This is a genomic window from Bradyrhizobium sp. USDA 223 (genome assembly GCF_044909005.1).
GTDB classification, from domain to species: domain Bacteria; phylum Pseudomonadota; class Alphaproteobacteria; order Rhizobiales; family Xanthobacteraceae; genus Bradyrhizobium; species Bradyrhizobium yuanmingense.
Genome location: NZ_JBIYDR010000001.1, coordinates 1,209,532 through 1,224,610, shown reverse-complemented (window position 1 = coordinate 1,224,610; position 15,079 = coordinate 1,209,532). Strand labels below are relative to the sequence as shown.

Annotated in this window: 12 protein-coding genes; 6 read left to right on the top strand and 6 right to left on the bottom strand. The window is 66.1% G+C overall.

The features are described from left to right. Positions 1–120 precede the first annotated feature (120 nt). A complete protein-coding gene (locus tag ABIA40_RS05300; RefSeq protein ID WP_157287992.1) occupies positions 121–1,080 on the top strand; it encodes a lysylphosphatidylglycerol synthase transmembrane domain-containing protein in 960 nt (319 codons plus the stop codon). Next, positions 1,077–2,096: a glycosyltransferase family 4 protein gene (locus ABIA40_RS05295; RefSeq protein WP_271537413.1), complete on the top strand. Its 1,020-nt coding sequence runs from the start codon at positions 1,077–1,079 to the stop codon at positions 2,094–2,096. The genes ABIA40_RS05300 and ABIA40_RS05295 overlap by 4 nt, the downstream gene beginning before the upstream one ends. Here the strand turns inward: ABIA40_RS05295 and ABIA40_RS05290 are convergent. The 5 genes from ABIA40_RS05290 to rfaD form a co-directional block, all read right to left on the bottom strand. Beyond that, positions 2,084–3,031 carry an NAD-dependent epimerase/dehydratase family protein gene (locus ABIA40_RS05290; protein WP_275511927.1) on the bottom strand — a complete coding sequence of 316 codons (948 nt, stop codon included), beginning with the start codon at positions 3,029–3,031 and terminating at the stop codon, positions 2,084–2,086. The two genes, ABIA40_RS05295 and ABIA40_RS05290, sit on opposite strands and share 13 nt — an antisense overlap. 35 nt (positions 3,032–3,066) lie before the next feature. Then, positions 3,067–4,980 (bottom strand): SDR family NAD(P)-dependent oxidoreductase, encoded by a 1,914-nt coding sequence (locus ABIA40_RS05285; protein ID WP_198400047.1) that lies wholly within the window; start codon positions 4,978–4,980, stop codon positions 3,067–3,069. Positions 4,981–5,064: 84 nt separating this feature from the next. Further along, positions 5,065–6,351 carry an O-antigen ligase family protein gene (locus ABIA40_RS05280; RefSeq protein ID WP_404539633.1) on the bottom strand — a complete coding sequence of 429 codons (1,287 nt, stop codon included), beginning with the start codon at positions 6,349–6,351 and terminating at the stop codon, positions 5,065–5,067. After that, the gene (gene rfaE1, locus ABIA40_RS05275; RefSeq protein ID WP_275511954.1) at positions 6,348–7,832 is read right to left on the bottom strand and encodes a D-glycero-beta-D-manno-heptose-7-phosphate kinase; all 1,485 of its coding nucleotides are present in this window, start codon (positions 7,830–7,832) and stop codon (positions 6,348–6,350) included. The genes ABIA40_RS05280 and rfaE1 overlap by 4 nt, the downstream gene beginning before the upstream one ends. A 13-nt stretch (positions 7,833–7,845) precedes the next feature. After that, positions 7,846–8,826, bottom strand: a complete 981-nt coding sequence (gene rfaD / locus ABIA40_RS05270; RefSeq protein ID WP_404539629.1) for an ADP-glyceromanno-heptose 6-epimerase — start codon at positions 8,824–8,826, stop codon at positions 7,846–7,848. A 158-nt stretch (positions 8,827–8,984) separates the two neighbouring features. Here rfaD and waaF point away from each other — a divergent pair, with 158 nt between their 5' ends. Beyond that, entirely contained in the window at positions 8,985–10,049 is a 1,065-nt protein-coding gene (gene waaF, locus ABIA40_RS05265) for a lipopolysaccharide heptosyltransferase II (RefSeq protein WP_404539626.1), read from the top strand. 183 nt (positions 10,050–10,232) lie between these two features. On the opposite strand, the gene ABIA40_RS05260 is transcribed toward waaF, so the two are convergent. Beyond that, positions 10,233–11,270 (bottom strand): glycosyltransferase family 4 protein, encoded by a 1,038-nt coding sequence (locus ABIA40_RS05260; protein WP_404539624.1) that lies wholly within the window; start codon positions 11,268–11,270, stop codon positions 10,233–10,235. A 126-nt stretch (positions 11,271–11,396) separates the two neighbouring features. Here ABIA40_RS05260 and galE point away from each other — a divergent pair, with 126 nt between their 5' ends. From galE to ABIA40_RS05245, 3 genes are all read left to right on the top strand, one after another. Continuing rightward, the gene (galE, locus tag ABIA40_RS05255) at positions 11,397–12,410 is read left to right on the top strand and encodes a UDP-glucose 4-epimerase GalE (protein WP_275514412.1); all 1,014 of its coding nucleotides are present in this window, start codon (positions 11,397–11,399) and stop codon (positions 12,408–12,410) included. Positions 12,411–12,528: 118 nt separating this feature from the next. Next, positions 12,529–14,331 carry an ABC transporter ATP-binding protein gene (locus tag ABIA40_RS05250; protein WP_404539620.1) on the top strand — a complete coding sequence of 601 codons (1,803 nt, stop codon included), beginning with the start codon at positions 12,529–12,531 and terminating at the stop codon, positions 14,329–14,331. Between the two features lie 33 nt (positions 14,332–14,364). Further along, on the top strand, positions 14,365–15,066 hold the full coding sequence (locus ABIA40_RS05245; protein ID WP_157288072.1) for a fumarylacetoacetate hydrolase family protein: 702 nt from the start codon (positions 14,365–14,367) through the stop codon (positions 15,064–15,066). The last annotated feature ends 13 nt before the right edge of the window (positions 15,067–15,079 follow it).

Below are 15,079 nucleotides of genomic sequence, written 5' to 3'. Positions count from 1 at the left end.
CATGGCGTCCTTAACGACGGCTATTGCAAGATCGGCGCCAAAACCATACCAAAGCGGCCGAATTCGGCGCCTCGCGTCGGGTTGCCTCCAATCTTAGCAAACCCTGTTCATGCGGACGAGATGCGCCGAATCCTGTTGTCGACGGCCAAGATTCTGATTTCCGCGGCGCTGCTCTATCTGGCGCTGCGCAAGGTCGACCTGTCCGAGCTGTTTTCCCGATTCACCCTGACCAGCCTGTTCTGGCTCGGTGTGGCGATCGCGGTCACGTTCCTGCAGATCTTCGTCGGCGTGCTGCGCTGGCGCGAGATCAGCGCCGCCTGCGGCGCGCCGCTCGAGCTCGGCCGCGCCATGCGATACAACGTGATCGGCTCGTTCTTCAACCAGACGCTGCCGTCGGCGATCGGCGGCGATGCGGTGCGCCTGTGGCTGGTCGCCCGCGCCGGCGCCGGCTGGCGCACGGCGACCTACTCGATCTTTGTCGACCGCGCCATTGGCCTGATCGCGCTCGCGATCTTGATCGTCGCCAGCCTGCCCTGGAGCTACACCCTCATCACCGATCCGCACGGTCGCTCGGCGCTGCTGCTCATCGACCTCCTGGCGCTCGCCGGCGGCCTCGGCTTCCTGATCTTCGGCGCGCTGAAATGGCGCTGGCTGAAGACCTGGTGGGCAACGCATCACATCCACGCCTGCGCCGTCATCGCCAACCGCGTGATCTTCGGCGGCACAAGCGGCGCCATCGTCGCGATCCTGTCGATCCTCGTTCACGTGCTCGCCGTCGTCATCGCCTGGTGCGTCGTGCAGTCGATTGGGGCGCCGGTTCGCTTCAGCGATGTCTTTCTGCTCGTGCCGCCGGTGATGCTGATCACGATGATGCCGATCTCGATCGCCGGCTGGGGCGTGCGTGAGGCCACGATGAGCCTTGCGTTCGGCTTCGCGGGACTTTCCGCCAACGAGGGCGTCAACGTCTCGCTGCTGTTCGGCGCCGTGTTCTTCCTGGTCGGGGCGGTCGGCGGCCTGGTCTGGATCCTCAGCGCCGAGAAAGCCGCGCAAGGGTCGGCCGCGATCGGAGTGCCGGAGTGAATTCGGCTGCCGATGCGCTCGCCGGCGCGGTCCTGCTGCTTGCCGTTGCGGCCGCCGCGCTGATCTCGGCGCTGGTGACCTGGACCAGCCGCCCCCTGCTGCAGCGCTACGCGCTGGCGCGGCCGAACGCGCGGTCCTCCCATCGCGTCCCGACCCCGCAGGGCGCCGGCATCGCGGTGATCGCCGCGACGCTGATCGTTGCCTCGCTGTGGGGGATCTCCGCCAATGTCGCGATCCCGCCGGCGCTGGTCGCTGCGACAATCGTGATCGCGCTGGTCGGCTTCGTCGACGACATCGTGTCGCTGCCCGTGCTGGTGCGCCTGGTGCTGCAGGCCGCCTGCGTCGGCGCCGTGGTGTTCACCGCCCCCGACACCGCGCGCATCCTGCCGGCGCTGCCGCTCGCGCTGGAGCGCGGCCTCATCGTCCTTGCCGGCGTCTGGTTCGTGAACCTCGTCAACTTCATGGACGGGCTCGACCTGATGACGGTGGCGGAAGTCGTTCCGGTCACCGCTGCGCTGCTGCTGCTGGGAATGCTCGGGGATCTCCCATGGCCGGCCGTGCTGATCGCCACCGCGCTGTGCGGCGCCATGCTCGGCTTCGCGCCGTTCAACCGTCCTGTCGCAAAAGTCTTCCTGGGCGATGTCGGCAGCCTGCCGATCGGCCTCCTGCTCGGCTGGTGCCTGCTTGAGCTCGCCTGGCATGGACAAGCGGCTGCGGCGCTGCTGCTGCCGGCCTACTACCTCGCCGATGCCACCATCACACTGTTTCGGCGCATCGCGCGCCGCGAGCCGTTCTGGTCGGCGCACCGTTCGCATTTCTATCAGCGCGCGACCGACAACGGTTTCTCGGTGTCCCGGGTGAGCGGCGAAGTCTTCCTGCTTAACCTCGTGCTCGCAGGGCTGGCGATCCTCGCCGTTCGCGCCGCGACGGTGGCCGTCACGCTGCCCGCGCTGATCGCCGGCGCGATCGCGGTCGCCCTCCTGCTGCGCCGCTTCTCCCGCCCTCAGGCGTCCTGAGCCGACACGGCGAGCCGCAGCCCCTCGTCGAGCGAAACCTCCGGCCGCCAGCCCGTCGCGAGCGCCTTGGAGACGTCGAGCTCGAGCGAGCCGATCAGGCTATCATGCATGTCCTGCCGGCCGATCATTCGGAAAAGCGCGCTGAGCAGGCCCGGCGGCACGCCGAACAGTCGCGGGCGCTTGCCGGACGCCTTCGCCAGACGCGCGATGAATTCGGGCGTCGAGAACTGCTCGCTGTCGGCGAGCAGGAATATCTCGAAATGGCCGGCCGCATCTGGATGAGCGAGCCGGTGCAGGATGAAGGACGACAGGTTCTGCACGGCAAGGAAGGCGCGGCGATTGCGGATCGCGGCGAACGGCAACGGCACCCCAAGGTTCATCGCGCGCGTCAACAGGGCGAAACTTCCTTTGGCTCTTGCGCCATAGACCATGGGCGGCCTGATCACAGAGAACTTCATGTCGCTGTCGCGCGCGAGCGTCCTCAGGCCCGCCTCGGCCGCGGCCTTGGACGTACCGTAGAGGCCGCGCGGCGTCGGGACGTCGGTCTCGCTGAACGGGGCCCTGCCCTCGTTGCTGCGGCCATGCACCAGCACGGTGCTGATGAAGATGAAATGGCGCACGCCCGCCTTCGCCGCAGCGCGCGCCAGGTGCACGGTGCCGGCGGTGTTGACGTCCTGGTAGAGCTGGGCTGCATGCTCCTCGCGCCTGTGATGCACGCGCGCGGCAAGGTGGACGACCGCCTCCACCCCCTCGAGCGCGGCCCGCCAATCGGTGTCGGGGCCGATCGATTCGATCACGACCTCGCCGTCGATGCCCTGACGCTTGCGGACCACGGGGCGGACCGACCATCCCTCGCACGCCAGCGCCTGCCCGAGATGACGGCCGATGAAGCCGCTCGCTCCCGTCACCAGCACGACTGGCTTACGTTCGCTCATCGTCGCTCCCCGAGCGCTGGATTGCGCAACAATGGTCAGGCCGCCGTGGATCCAAATTCCGGCACGGCATCCTTCAGGATGGTCCTGATGGTGGCGCGATCGTCGCGCGCGATCGCCTGCTCAAGCGCCGCATTCCATTTGCGCAGCGTCTGCATCGGCGGCTCGTTCGGCTGCGCGGCCATGATGCCGGGCACGCCGATCTCGCGGGTCGGCTCCTCCGAGGCAAACAGGATCTCGTGCAGGCGCTCGCCCGGCCGCATGCCGGTGAACACGATCTCGATGTCGTAGCCCGGCTGCAGCCCGGACAGGCGGATCATGCGCTCGGCGAGATCGACGATCTTCACCGGCTGGCCCATGTTGAGCACGTAGACCGAGACGTCGGGACGCTGCGTCCCAAGCGCATGCGTCGCCGCGGTGATGACGAGATCGCAGGCCTCGCGGATGGTCATGAAGTAACGGACCATGTCGGGATGAGTTACCGTCACCGGCCCGCCGGCCTCGATCTGGGCCTTGAACTTCGGCACCACCGACCCGTTCGAGGCCAGCACGTTGCCAAACCGGACCGAGATCAGCCGCATCGGCGGCTTGCTGCCGTTCGCTCCGGCTGCGAGGTCGCGATCGAGCGCCTGGCAGTACATTTCGGCAAAGCGCTTGGTGAGGCCGAGCATCGACACCGGCTCGATTGCCTTGTCGGTAGAGATCATCACCATCGCCTCGGCGCCGGCGGCAACGGCGGCGTCCGCGACGTTGATTGAACCGAAGATGTTGGTTTTGACGCCCTCGCTCCAATCGCGCTCGAGGATCGGCACGTGCTTGAGCGCCGCGGCATGGAAGACGATGTCGGGCTTGAACTCGGCCATCAGGCGCATGACGCGCTCGCGGTCGCGAATGTCGGCAATCCGGCCTTCGATCTGTGCGGTGGCACCACGCGCGGCCAGCGCCTCGGTGACCGCGTAGAGAGCCGGCTCGGAATTTTCCACGATCAAGAGACGTGCCGCGCCGAAGGCGACCACACGCTCGCAGATCTCGGATCCGATCGAGCCGCCGCCGCCGGTGACGATCACGGCCTTGCTCCTGATCAAGGCCTCCAGGCGCGCATAGTCGATCTTCTCGCTCGGACGCAGCAGGAGGTCCTCGACCGCAACCGCCGTGAGCCTTGGCGTATCGCCGCTCTCCAGCGAGGGCATCCGGCTCACGATCACACCCAGTTTGCGCGCCCGCATCAGGATCGATTCCGGATGCGACTCCGGCTCGAAAGCCGATGGTGTCATGATGAGGCGCGCGATGGGCTTGTCGCGCTTGGCGAAATCCGAGATCACATCCTCGACGTCGTCGATGCCGCCCAGCACCGGCACGTTGCGAATGAGCTGGCCCCGATCGGCAGGCGATGGTGACAAGACGCCGATCGGCCAAATGCGCTTGATCGCTCCGCTCTCGATGCCGCGCAGCAGCACTTCGGCATCCGCGGCGCGGCCGATCAGCAGCGTCGGCGCGGCTTCCCCGCCCCTCGCGTGACGCCGCACCCGCGTGTAGCGGAAGTAGCGGTACGCCATGCGCAGCGCGCTGAGGAAGAAGATCTCGAGAAACCAGTAGAGGACAATCGTCACCTTGCCGAGAAAGAAGGCGCCGCGAACGTTGGGGGCAACGAGGATGTAGTCGAGCACGAGCAGCGCAACCGTGAGCACGGTCGCCGCGCGAATGATGTTCAGCGCGTCAGGCAGCGAGATGAAACGCCATTTCGTCGTGGTCAGATTGCAGAGGAAGAACACGACCACGCTGAAGGCGAGGAAGTAGGGCAGGATCTGGAACAGCAGCGGCAATCGAGCGTAGAAATCGTCGCCACCCTCGAATCGCAGATAGAAGGCGGCAAAAAGCGCCGCCGTGGTCGCCAGCAGGTCGTGGAGCGCGATCAGGAAATTGCGCGAGGTGAGATGCGAAAGTCGCGTCATCCGCCGACCGATGAAAACCCAGTTAAATGCAACTTGACCGCGCTGATAGCCCATCTCGACAAGTCTTGCCAGCCGCGTGGCCCCTCAGGAACCGGCTTCCCTCATCTTAGCCCCGAGCTGTTGTTCCCGGATCACCATTCCGCCGGCGACGCCGACGCCAATGACGTACATCCAGCCCTCGTGGAAGTCGAACAAATGCGAGTTGAACAGCGAGGTGAAGACGTTCTGCACCACCACCAGCAGCCCGATCCAGTTGGCAAGCCCGTCGCCGCGAAACAACCGGAGATGCAGTATCCAGATCGCGTAGAGAATGGCGACGCCGATCGCGCCCCATTGCACCGCAACGTTCAGCGTCTGGTTGTGCGGGTTGCCGACCACCTCGGCCGACGCCCGCCGCTGACCGGCGGGCGTAGCGACGCGTTCGAACAACCCGCGGGTCGAACCGGTGCCGTGCCCCAGGACCGGCGCCTCCGCGAAGAAGCCGAACGACTTCCGCCAGAACTCGAGCCGCATGCCCATGGAGGTTGCCTCGCCCCGTTCCACATAGCCGGTGTAATCGGTGGTAAACCTCTCGGCGGTGTGGCGCAATTGCGGCGAGGCCTGCCAGGCGAGAACGGCGCCGACGAGCAGCGCGCCGGAGATGATGGCGGTGCTGCGCCATTTGAGGTGAAGCAGTGCAAACACGCCGAACATGATCGGAATGGTGACGAGCGCGGTGCGCGACACCACCACGAAGGTCATGTTGATGAAGAAGCTCAGCGCCAGCGCCGTCAGCAGCGCGGCGAACCAGTACCGCTTCTCGCGCAACAGCATCACGATCGGATAGGCCAGCGCAACCGCGCAAAGCGCGAATTCCTGGCTCTGGTCGATGTAGTTCTTGACGAAGATGCCGCGTTCGGGCGGGTCGGTCTTGAGCGCGAGGTTCGGGTAAAAGGCGACCAGCCAGGACATCACCGACAACAAGGCGCAAGACACCAGGAAGGCGACGAAGACCCACCGGCCGCGCGGTGAGCGCTCGAAATGATAGAGCAGGACCGGCAGCACGAGCAGCTTGACGGTCGGATTGACCGCGTAGAGGCGCGCACCCCAGGCCGCGTCCGACCATAGCGTCCCCAGCAGCGCGAGAAAGACGAGCGCGATCGGCGCAATGCAGATCGGACGCTTCAGGGACTGCAGGAAGTCGCGTAGATCGAGGAACGGCACCATGCAGAGCAGCATCAGCGCGTTGAAGATCCCCGCAAGCGAGGTCGACCAGGGCAGCGAGGCCGCGGTCAGGATCGCAAACAGATCGACCGTTTCACGCCAGGCCGCCGGACTGCGCAGGCGCCGCCGCAACATCTGGCCGGGGGTCTCGCGTGCGAGCGCCGTCACTTGCCCCCTCCCCGGGCGCGATGAACCAGCGCCGTCGTGCTGAAGCCCTGGAGGATGTCGACCAGCACGACTGCCCCGCCCGCGGCCTCGACCACCTCATGGCCGACGACCTGTTCGCGTGTGTAGTCGCCGCCCTTCACCAGCACGCCGGGCTTGATCCTGGTGATCAGGTCGATCGGCGTGTCCTCCGTGAAGATGACGACGAGATCGACGGCCTCCAGTGCGGCGAGCACCTCGGCACGCGCGCGCTCGTCCTGGACCGGACGATCGGCACCCTTCAGGCGCCGCACCGAGGCGTCGCTGTTGAGCCCCACGATCAGGCGATCGCAGGCGGCGCGCGCCGCGGTCAGCACCTTGACGTGGCCGGGATGGAGAATGTCGAAACAGCCGTTGGTGAAGCCGACGCGCAGGCCCTGCCTGTTCCATTCGGCAACCTGCGCGTCGAGTGCGGCCGGATCGAGCACGATCTTCTCCTCGGCGGCGAGCGTTGCATGCGGCAGGATCTTGCGTCGCAGCTCGGCCGCGCTGACGCTGGCGGTGCCCTGCTTGCCGACCGCGACGGCGGCGGCGGCGTTGGCCATGCGCAGTGCCGTGTCCCAGTCCGCGCCGGCCGCGAGCGACACCGCAACCGCAGCGGCGACGGTGTCACCGGCGCCGGAGACGTCGCGCACCTTCACCGTGACGGCCGGCACGTGGACGGCCCCGCCATTCCGCGGCACCAAGGTCATGCCGTGCTCGCCCTGGGTGACTAGGATCGCCTCGCAGTCGGCGAGCCGCATCACATCCTCGCTGGCCTCGACGATGCTCTGCACCGTGTCGGCGCGGCTGCGGGTCGCTTCCGAGAATTCCTTGCGGTTGGGGGTGAGCAGCGTGGCGCCGCGATAGATCGCCCAGTTCAGGCTCTTGGGATCGACGATGACGGGCTTGCCGAGCTTGCGCGCGGCATCGATGGTGTGGCGGATCACGCGCGCCGTCAGCACGCCCTTGGCATAGTCGGACAGCAGCACGATATCGGCGCGCGCGATCTGCGGCAGGATCGCGTCGATCACCTTCGTTTCGACCTCGTCGGACGCAGCCAGCGCCTGCTCCCAATCCGCGCGCAGCATATGCGTGGAAAAATGTTCGGAGACGAAGCGGACCTTTCGCGTGGTCGGCCGCGAGGCGTCGCGCACCAGCACGCTCTCGATGCCGGCTTGATCATTGAGCGCGGCCTCGAGCCGCGTACCGGCGTCGTCCTCGCCGACGAGGCCTACGAAGATGCAGCGCGCGCCGAGCGAAGCGACGTTGCGCGCGACGTTGCCGGCGCCGCCGACGTGGATCTCGCTGCGCTGGGCGGCGATGACGGGCGCCGGCGCTTCCGGCGAGATCCGCGACACCTCGCCGTAGACGAACTCGTCCAGCATGATGTCGCCGATGCACAGCACCGTACGGCCTGAGATGGCTTGCGCGAGGGCATCGAAATCGAGAATGGGCGTCGGCATGGTCGAAAGGGCCTCAGCGAAAGCGGTCGGGCCGGTCGAGATAATCCCCGACATAGGCCTTCACCGCGTCCTCGAGCGTCGTGAAGCCGCCGTTATAGCCGGCGCGGAGCAGACGATCGACCTCGCTCTGGGTGAAATACTGGTAGCTGTCCCGGATCTGCTCGGGCATGTCGATGTATTCGATGTTGGGCCTGGCGCCGAGCGCCGCATAGGCAGCCAGCATGATGTCCTTGAAGCTGCGGGCCTTGCCGGTGCCGACGTTGAACAGGCCGGACACCGACGGCGTCGCGAGCAGCCAAAGGACCACGCGCACGACATCGTCGACATAGATGAAATCGCGACGCTGATCGCCGTCCTCGATGCCCTCGCGATGCGACTTGAACAGCTGCACGACGCGGCCTGCCCTGACGTCGTCGAAGCGCCGCGCCAGCACGCTCATCATCGAGCCTTTGTGATATTCGTTCGGCCCGAACACGTTGAAGAATTTCAGGCCGGCCCATTGGGGCGGGAGCCGATCGCCGCGCGCCACACGTTCGGCGACAGCGAGATCAAACAGGTGCTTGCTCCAGCCGTAGAGATTCATCGGCCGCAACTTCTTCAGCGCCGGCAGCGAAGAATCGTCGTCGAAGCCTTCCGTGCCGTCGCCATAGGTCGCCGCCGAGGACGCGTAGATGAACGGCACCGCATTCATCGTGCACCAGTCCAGAAGGCGCATCGACAGGCGGAAATTGGTCTCGACGACGAGATCACCGTCGGTCGCCGTAGTCGCGGAAATCGCCCCAAGATGGATCATAGCCTCCAGCTTGCGGCCCTTCAGCCAGTCCATCAGCTCGGTCGGGGGAACGATATCCACAAGCTGCCGCTTGGCGAGGTTGCGCCATTTGCCTTCTGTTCCGAGGAGATCGCAGATCACGACGTCGCTGCGACCGGCCTCGTTCAGCGCGGCCACGACATTCGATCCGATAAAACCGGCCCCGCCGGTCACCAGCAACATTCCACCTACCTGCCCGATTTTAGGTGCCCGATCCTGCCCTAGCGCATGATCCGCCAAAGTGTAAGCTGTTTTGGGATTGCTCTTCTGCCGCCTTTACCTGCCGGCCCGGAGCGGCTAACCGAGCCGCCATATCGGCACGTGTTCGGCCCTCATAACGAATGAATATTGATTCGCAACTTGGTAGTGATGGAGACCGGAGCGACACACGCCCGATCCTGATCGTCCCCTACATGTGGATCGGCGATTTCGTGCGGAATCACACCGTCGTGCGGGTCCTGAAGGAGCGCTGGCCGAACCGGCCCGTCGACCTCCTCACCACCTCCCTGTGCGCCCCGCTGGTGGACTACATGCCCGGGGTGCGCGCCGGCATCGTCTGGGACATGCCGCGCAGCCGGTTGGCCATCGCCCGCCAGTTCGGCCTGGCAGGGCTGCTGCGGAAACAGAACTACGGCACCGCCCTGGTGCTGCCCCGGACCTGGAAGGCGGCCATCGCGCCGGCACTGGCCGGTATTCCTGAACGGGTCGGCTTCGTCGGCGAGTTCCGGTTCGGCCTGCTCAACCGCTGGCGCTGGGGTGAAAAGAAGCTGCCCCGCTTCATCGACAAGAACGCCGCCCTCGCCCAGCCCGACGGCGCGCCCCTGCCGGCGGAATGGCCGGTGCCGCAACTGCGCGTCCCGACCGAGGAGATCGCCCGCTGGCGCGAGGCCAATGGTCTCGGCGCCGGCGCTGCGGTGGCGCTCGCCCCGGGCTCGGTCGGCGTCTCCAAGCGCTGGACCAATTATCCGGAAGCCGCCCGCCTGCTGGTCGAGCGCGGCCTCGAGGTCTGGGTGGTCGGCGGCCCCGCTGAAAAGGGCCTCGCCCAGGAGATCGTCGCCGCCGGCGGCCCGGGCGTCCGCAATCTCACCGGCACGGACTTGCGCAACGGCGTCCTCGCCATGGCGGCGGCCGGCGTTGCGATCTCGAACGATTCCGGTCTGATGCACATCGCAGCCGCCCTGGGCACGCCGACCATGGGCATCTTCGGTCCCACCAGCCCCTACCTCTGGGCCCCGTTGAACGGCCTCGCCGCGACGCTGGTGCAGGACAAGGAAAAGCTGTCCTGCCAGCCCTGCCAGAGCACGGTCTGCAAGATCAACGATCACCGCTGCATGCGGAATATTGCGGCGAGCGAGGTGGTGGGGATTGCAGAGAGGGTGCTGGGGGAGGCTGGGGCGCGGACTTAGATCTAAGGCGATCGCGGCTCGCGCCGATGATGACATCCTGCCACTGTTTTGCCCGACGAGTCAAAATTCGTTCGAAAAATCCGCAATCTCTCGAACCCTCCGCCAACTCCTTGATTTTGCTGACCCCGGCTACTGTGCATGGGGTTGTTTTCGCGGTTTTGTTTGCGACAGGCGAAAACGGCCTCAGAGCAGCGGCCGATAGACCGCGCCGATCCGCGCCGCTTCGGCATCGAGGCTGAAGTTCTCTAGCACCCGCGCCCGCCCGCGCTCGCCCATCGCGGTTGCCGCAGCCACCTCGCGCATCAATGGCTCGAGCGCTGCTGCGAGCGCGTCGGCGTCGCCCGTCGGGATCAGCACGCCGGTGACACCATCCTCGACGACGAGCTCGGCCGCGCCGGCGCGTGCGGCAACCAGCGCGCTCCCCGCCGCCATCGCCTCGATCAGCGTCAGCCCAAAGCCTTCGTTGCGCGAGGTGAAGGCGTAGATCGTCAGCCGCTGATACCAGCGCTGCACCGCTTCGATCGGCAGCTCGCCGGTGATGACGATGCGGGATTGCAGGCCGGCTGCCTCGATGCGCTTCTTCAGGTCGTTGGCAAAGGGCGTCTGCTCGGCCGTGACCTGTCCGACGATGACAGCAGTGAAATCCGGATAGTGCGGCAGCAAGCGGCACATCGCATCGACGAACAGATCGGTGCCCTTCTGCGCCCGCACGCGGCCGAAGCAACCGATGGCATAGCGGCCCGGCAGGCCGCTTTCGGCAAAGGCCGCGGCGCGGTCCTGCGGCGGCGCATAGACGTCGGTGTCGACACCATGCGGGATCACCGTCGCCTTCACCTTCAGGAACGAGGCCGAGAGATCTGTTGTTGCGATGATCGCGTCCATGCGCCGGATCAGCCAGCGCGTGATCCAGCTGTGATGCCGCTGCGCCGCCGAGGTGAACACGAGCTTGAGCGGCCAGCCGAGCGCGCGCAAGCCAACGCCCGCGATCATCTCGTTGTTGCGGCGCGCATGCCAGATCATCGGCCGCTTGCGGCGCCAGAGCTTGAGGAAATCTCCGATGCTCAGGCGCGCGATCCCCGCCGGCGCGTCGGATCCGAACCAGGCGGCGCGGTACAGTTTCGCCAGCCGCGGCGCCACCATCCGGTTGGTCGCGGTGACCCCGGAATAGCGCCTGTGCAGATTTGGCACGATCACTTCGAGATCGCCGGGGGAATTCGCCACGTCACACTCCGTTTCGCAAAGTCCCTATACGCAACATTAAGCATAGTGACCAGTTCAGCACCGCCGATACCCCCTCTTCACCACGCAAGCGCTAGCCTTGCGCGTTGATCGAAGACGGGTGAGATCATGACTGTGCTAGTCACCGGCGGCGCCGGCTATATCGGAAGTCACACGGTCCTGGCGCTGGCGGAAGCCGGCGAGGACGTCGTCGTGATCGACGATCTCTCCACCGGCTTCTCGGCCTACCTGCCCGAAGGCGTGCCGCTGTTCATCGGCGATGCCGGCGACGAGAACCTGCTCGAAGGCGTGATCGCCCAGCACGACATCGAGAGCATCATCCATTTCGCAGGCTCGGTCGTCGTGCCGGATTCGATGCGCGATCCGCTCGGCTATTACCGCAACAACTTCACCACCGCGCGCAACCTGCTCAACGTCGCGGTCAAGCGCGGCATTGGCCGCTTCATCTTTTCCTCGACCGCCGCGGTCTACGGCAATCCGGACCAGGTGCCGGTGCCCGAGCACGCGCCGACGCGGCCGCTGTCGCCTTACGGCTCCTCGAAGCTGATGACCGAGATCATGCTGCACGACGTCGCTGCCGCCTACGGCATGCAATACGTGACCTTGCGTTATTTCAACGTCGCCGGCGCCGATCCGCAGGCGCGCATCGGGCTAGCCACCGTCGGCGCCACGCACCTGCTCAAGATCGCGGTTGAAGCCGCCACCGGCCAGCGCGCCAAGATCGACGTGTTCGGCACCGACTATCCGACCCCGGACGGCAGCTGCATCCGCGACTTCATCCACGTCACCGACCTGTCGCAGGCGCATCGCTCGGCCCTTGCTTATCTGCGCAACGGCGGCGCCTCGACCACACTGAATTGCGGCTATGGCCGCGGCTATTCGGTGCTGGAGACCATCGACGCGGTGCGCCGGGTTTCGGGCCGCAGCTTCGCCGTGCAATACGCCCCGCGCCGGCCCGGCGACATCATGACCATGGTCGCCGACACCAGCCGCATCCGCAGCCTGCTCGACTGGCGCCCGCAATACGACGACCTCGAGACCATCGCAGCCCATGCGCTGGCCTGGGAGGACAAGCTGTTCCGCGAGCGCCACGGTGAGCTTCGCCACGCCGTCTCGGCCTAGAATCATCCCAAGCGCAAGCCCTTAATTGGGCTTGAAAAACCCGGCTTGACCGGGCACAGAGGCCCATCGATCCCTGACGCGCGGGCAGGCTTTGTCCTGCGCCGTCAATGGACACCGGATGGCCCAGTTTCCAAAGAAAATCACCGACGATCCCTACGCGGCAGCGGTCCTGATTCGCCGCCTGATCACGGAACAGGGAATCGTCTACTGGCGACGCTACCTCGTCGCCTTCGCGCTGATGGCGCTCGCGGCCGGTTCGACCGCTGCTGCGACCTACGTCCTCGGCCAGGTCATCAACCAGGCCTATGTCGACAAGAACATCCCGGGCATCGCGATGTTCTCGGCCATCACGGTCGCTCTGCTGTTCGTCAAGGGTGTGGCAACCTACGGCCACATGGTGATCCTGACCAAGATCAGCAACGCGATCCTCGCCACCAACCAGCGCCAGCTGTTCGCAAAATTGATGCGCGAAAGCGTCGGCTTCTTCTCCGAGCGGCACTCCTCTGAATTCCTCGCGCGGCTGACCGCCGGCGCCAAGTCGATCACCGACGTGCTCAACATGCTGGTCAACGCCATCGGGCGCGATCTCTTGATGCTGCTCGCCATGATCGGGGTGATGGTCTGGCAGGACCCGCTGATGTCCTTCATCGGCCTCGTCGCGGTGCCGCCGGCGATGCTGGTGCTGCGCAAGCTGGTCAAGCGCATCAAGGGCCTCGCCTTCAACCAGTTCACCGGCACCGCCGACATCATGGAGACGATGCAGGAATCGCTGCAGGGCATCCGCACCGTCAAGGCGTTCACGCTCGAAGAGACCATGCAGAAGCGCATCGACGAGAACATCGCGGTCGTCGAGCGCAACGCCAACAAGATGGCCCGCGTCGCCAACCGCTCCAACCCGCTGATGGAGATGCTGGGCGGTTTCGCCGTCGCGGGCTGCCTGATGTATGGCGGCTATGCCGTGGTCGCGCTCAACGCCACGCCCGGCGCGTTCTTCTCCTTCATGACCGCATTCCTGATGGCGACCGAGCCGGCCAAGCGGCTGGCCCGGCTCAACATCGATCTCAACAGCCAGCTGGTCGGCGCCCGCATGCTGCTCGAGGTCGTCGACAGCCCCGCGAGCGAGCAGTCCGACGATGACAAGCCGGCGCTGAAGCTGAAAGATGCCCGCATCGAGCTGCGCGACGTCAGCTTCTCCTACCGCTCGGGCGAGACCGTGCTCAACCGCATGAGCTTCGTCGCCGAGCCCGGCAAGGTGACTGCGCTGGTCGGCCCCTCCGGCGGCGGCAAGTCGACGGTGCTGGGGCTGCTCCTGCGCTTCTACGAGGTGACGCAGGGCGACATCGTGATCGACGGCCAGTCGATCTCGTCGGTCTCGCGCAAATCGTTGCGCGCCCAGACCGCCTATGTCGGCCAGGACGTCTACCTGTTCCGCGACACCATTCGCAACAACATCGCCTTCGGCAAGCCGGGCGCCAGCGAGGACGAGATCGTCGAGGCGGCGAAGGCGGCTTGCGCGCACGACTTCATCACGGGCTTTCCGCTCGGCTACGACACGCCCGTCGGCGAGCACGGCACCCAGCTCTCGGGCGGACAGCGCCAGCGCATTGCGGTTGCGCGCGCGCTGCTCAAGAACGCGCCGATCATCCTCTTGGACGAAGCCACCGCAGCCCTCGATTCCGAATCCGAGCGGCAGGTGCAGGAGGCGATCGAGCATCTCTGCCAGAACCGCACCACCATCGTGATCGCGCACCGCCTGCACACCATCATGCACGCAGACAGCATCCTGGTGATCGAAGGCGGCGAGATCGTCGAGCAGGGCTGCCATGACGAGCTGCTCCGTCGCGGCGGCCGCTACGCCTCGTTCTTCCGCCTGCAACATCACGACGCCGGCGCTCTGGCGCCGATCAGCGCAACCGCATAGAGTTCGTTTCACCTCAAGAGCAGCGAGACCCGCATGAACGCCGCCTCCTACGTCATCCCGCTTCCGCCCCAGGCTTCGCTTCCCGTCGTCGGCGAGAGCGGCCGTTATCCGGTGCGCCGCATCTGGTGCGTCGGCCGCAACTATCTCGAGCACATTCGCGAGATGGGCAATGACGAGCGCGCCCCGCCGTTCTTCTTCGCCAAGCATGCCGACATGCTGGTGCCCGACGGCGCCACCATTCCCTATCCGCCTCTGACCAAGGATCTGCATCACGAGGTCGAGCTGGTCGTCGCGATGAAGAGCGGTGGACTGAACATTCCCGCCGACAAGGCTCTGGACCACGTCTACGGCTACGCCGTCGGCATCGATCTCACCCGCCGCGACCTCCAACTCGCCTCGCGCAAGAAGGAGCGCCCGTGGGAGATCGGCAAGTCGTTCGACTATTCGGCGCCCTGCTCCGCGCTGCAGCCGGCCTCGAAGATCGGCCATCCTTCCAAGGGCAAGATCTGGCTGACGGTCAACGGCAAGGAAGCGCAGAAGGGCGACCTCACCGAATTGATCTGGAACGTGCCCGAGATCATCTGGCAGCTCTCCCAGCAGGTGAAGCTCGCCGCCGGCGACATCATCATGACCGGCACGCCCGCCGGCGTGTCGCAGCTCCAGCCTGGCGACAAGCTCGAATGCGGCGTCGACGGCATCGGCACGCTGAAGGTCAGCATCGGCCAGCCGGAGTAAGGCTCGCTGCAGC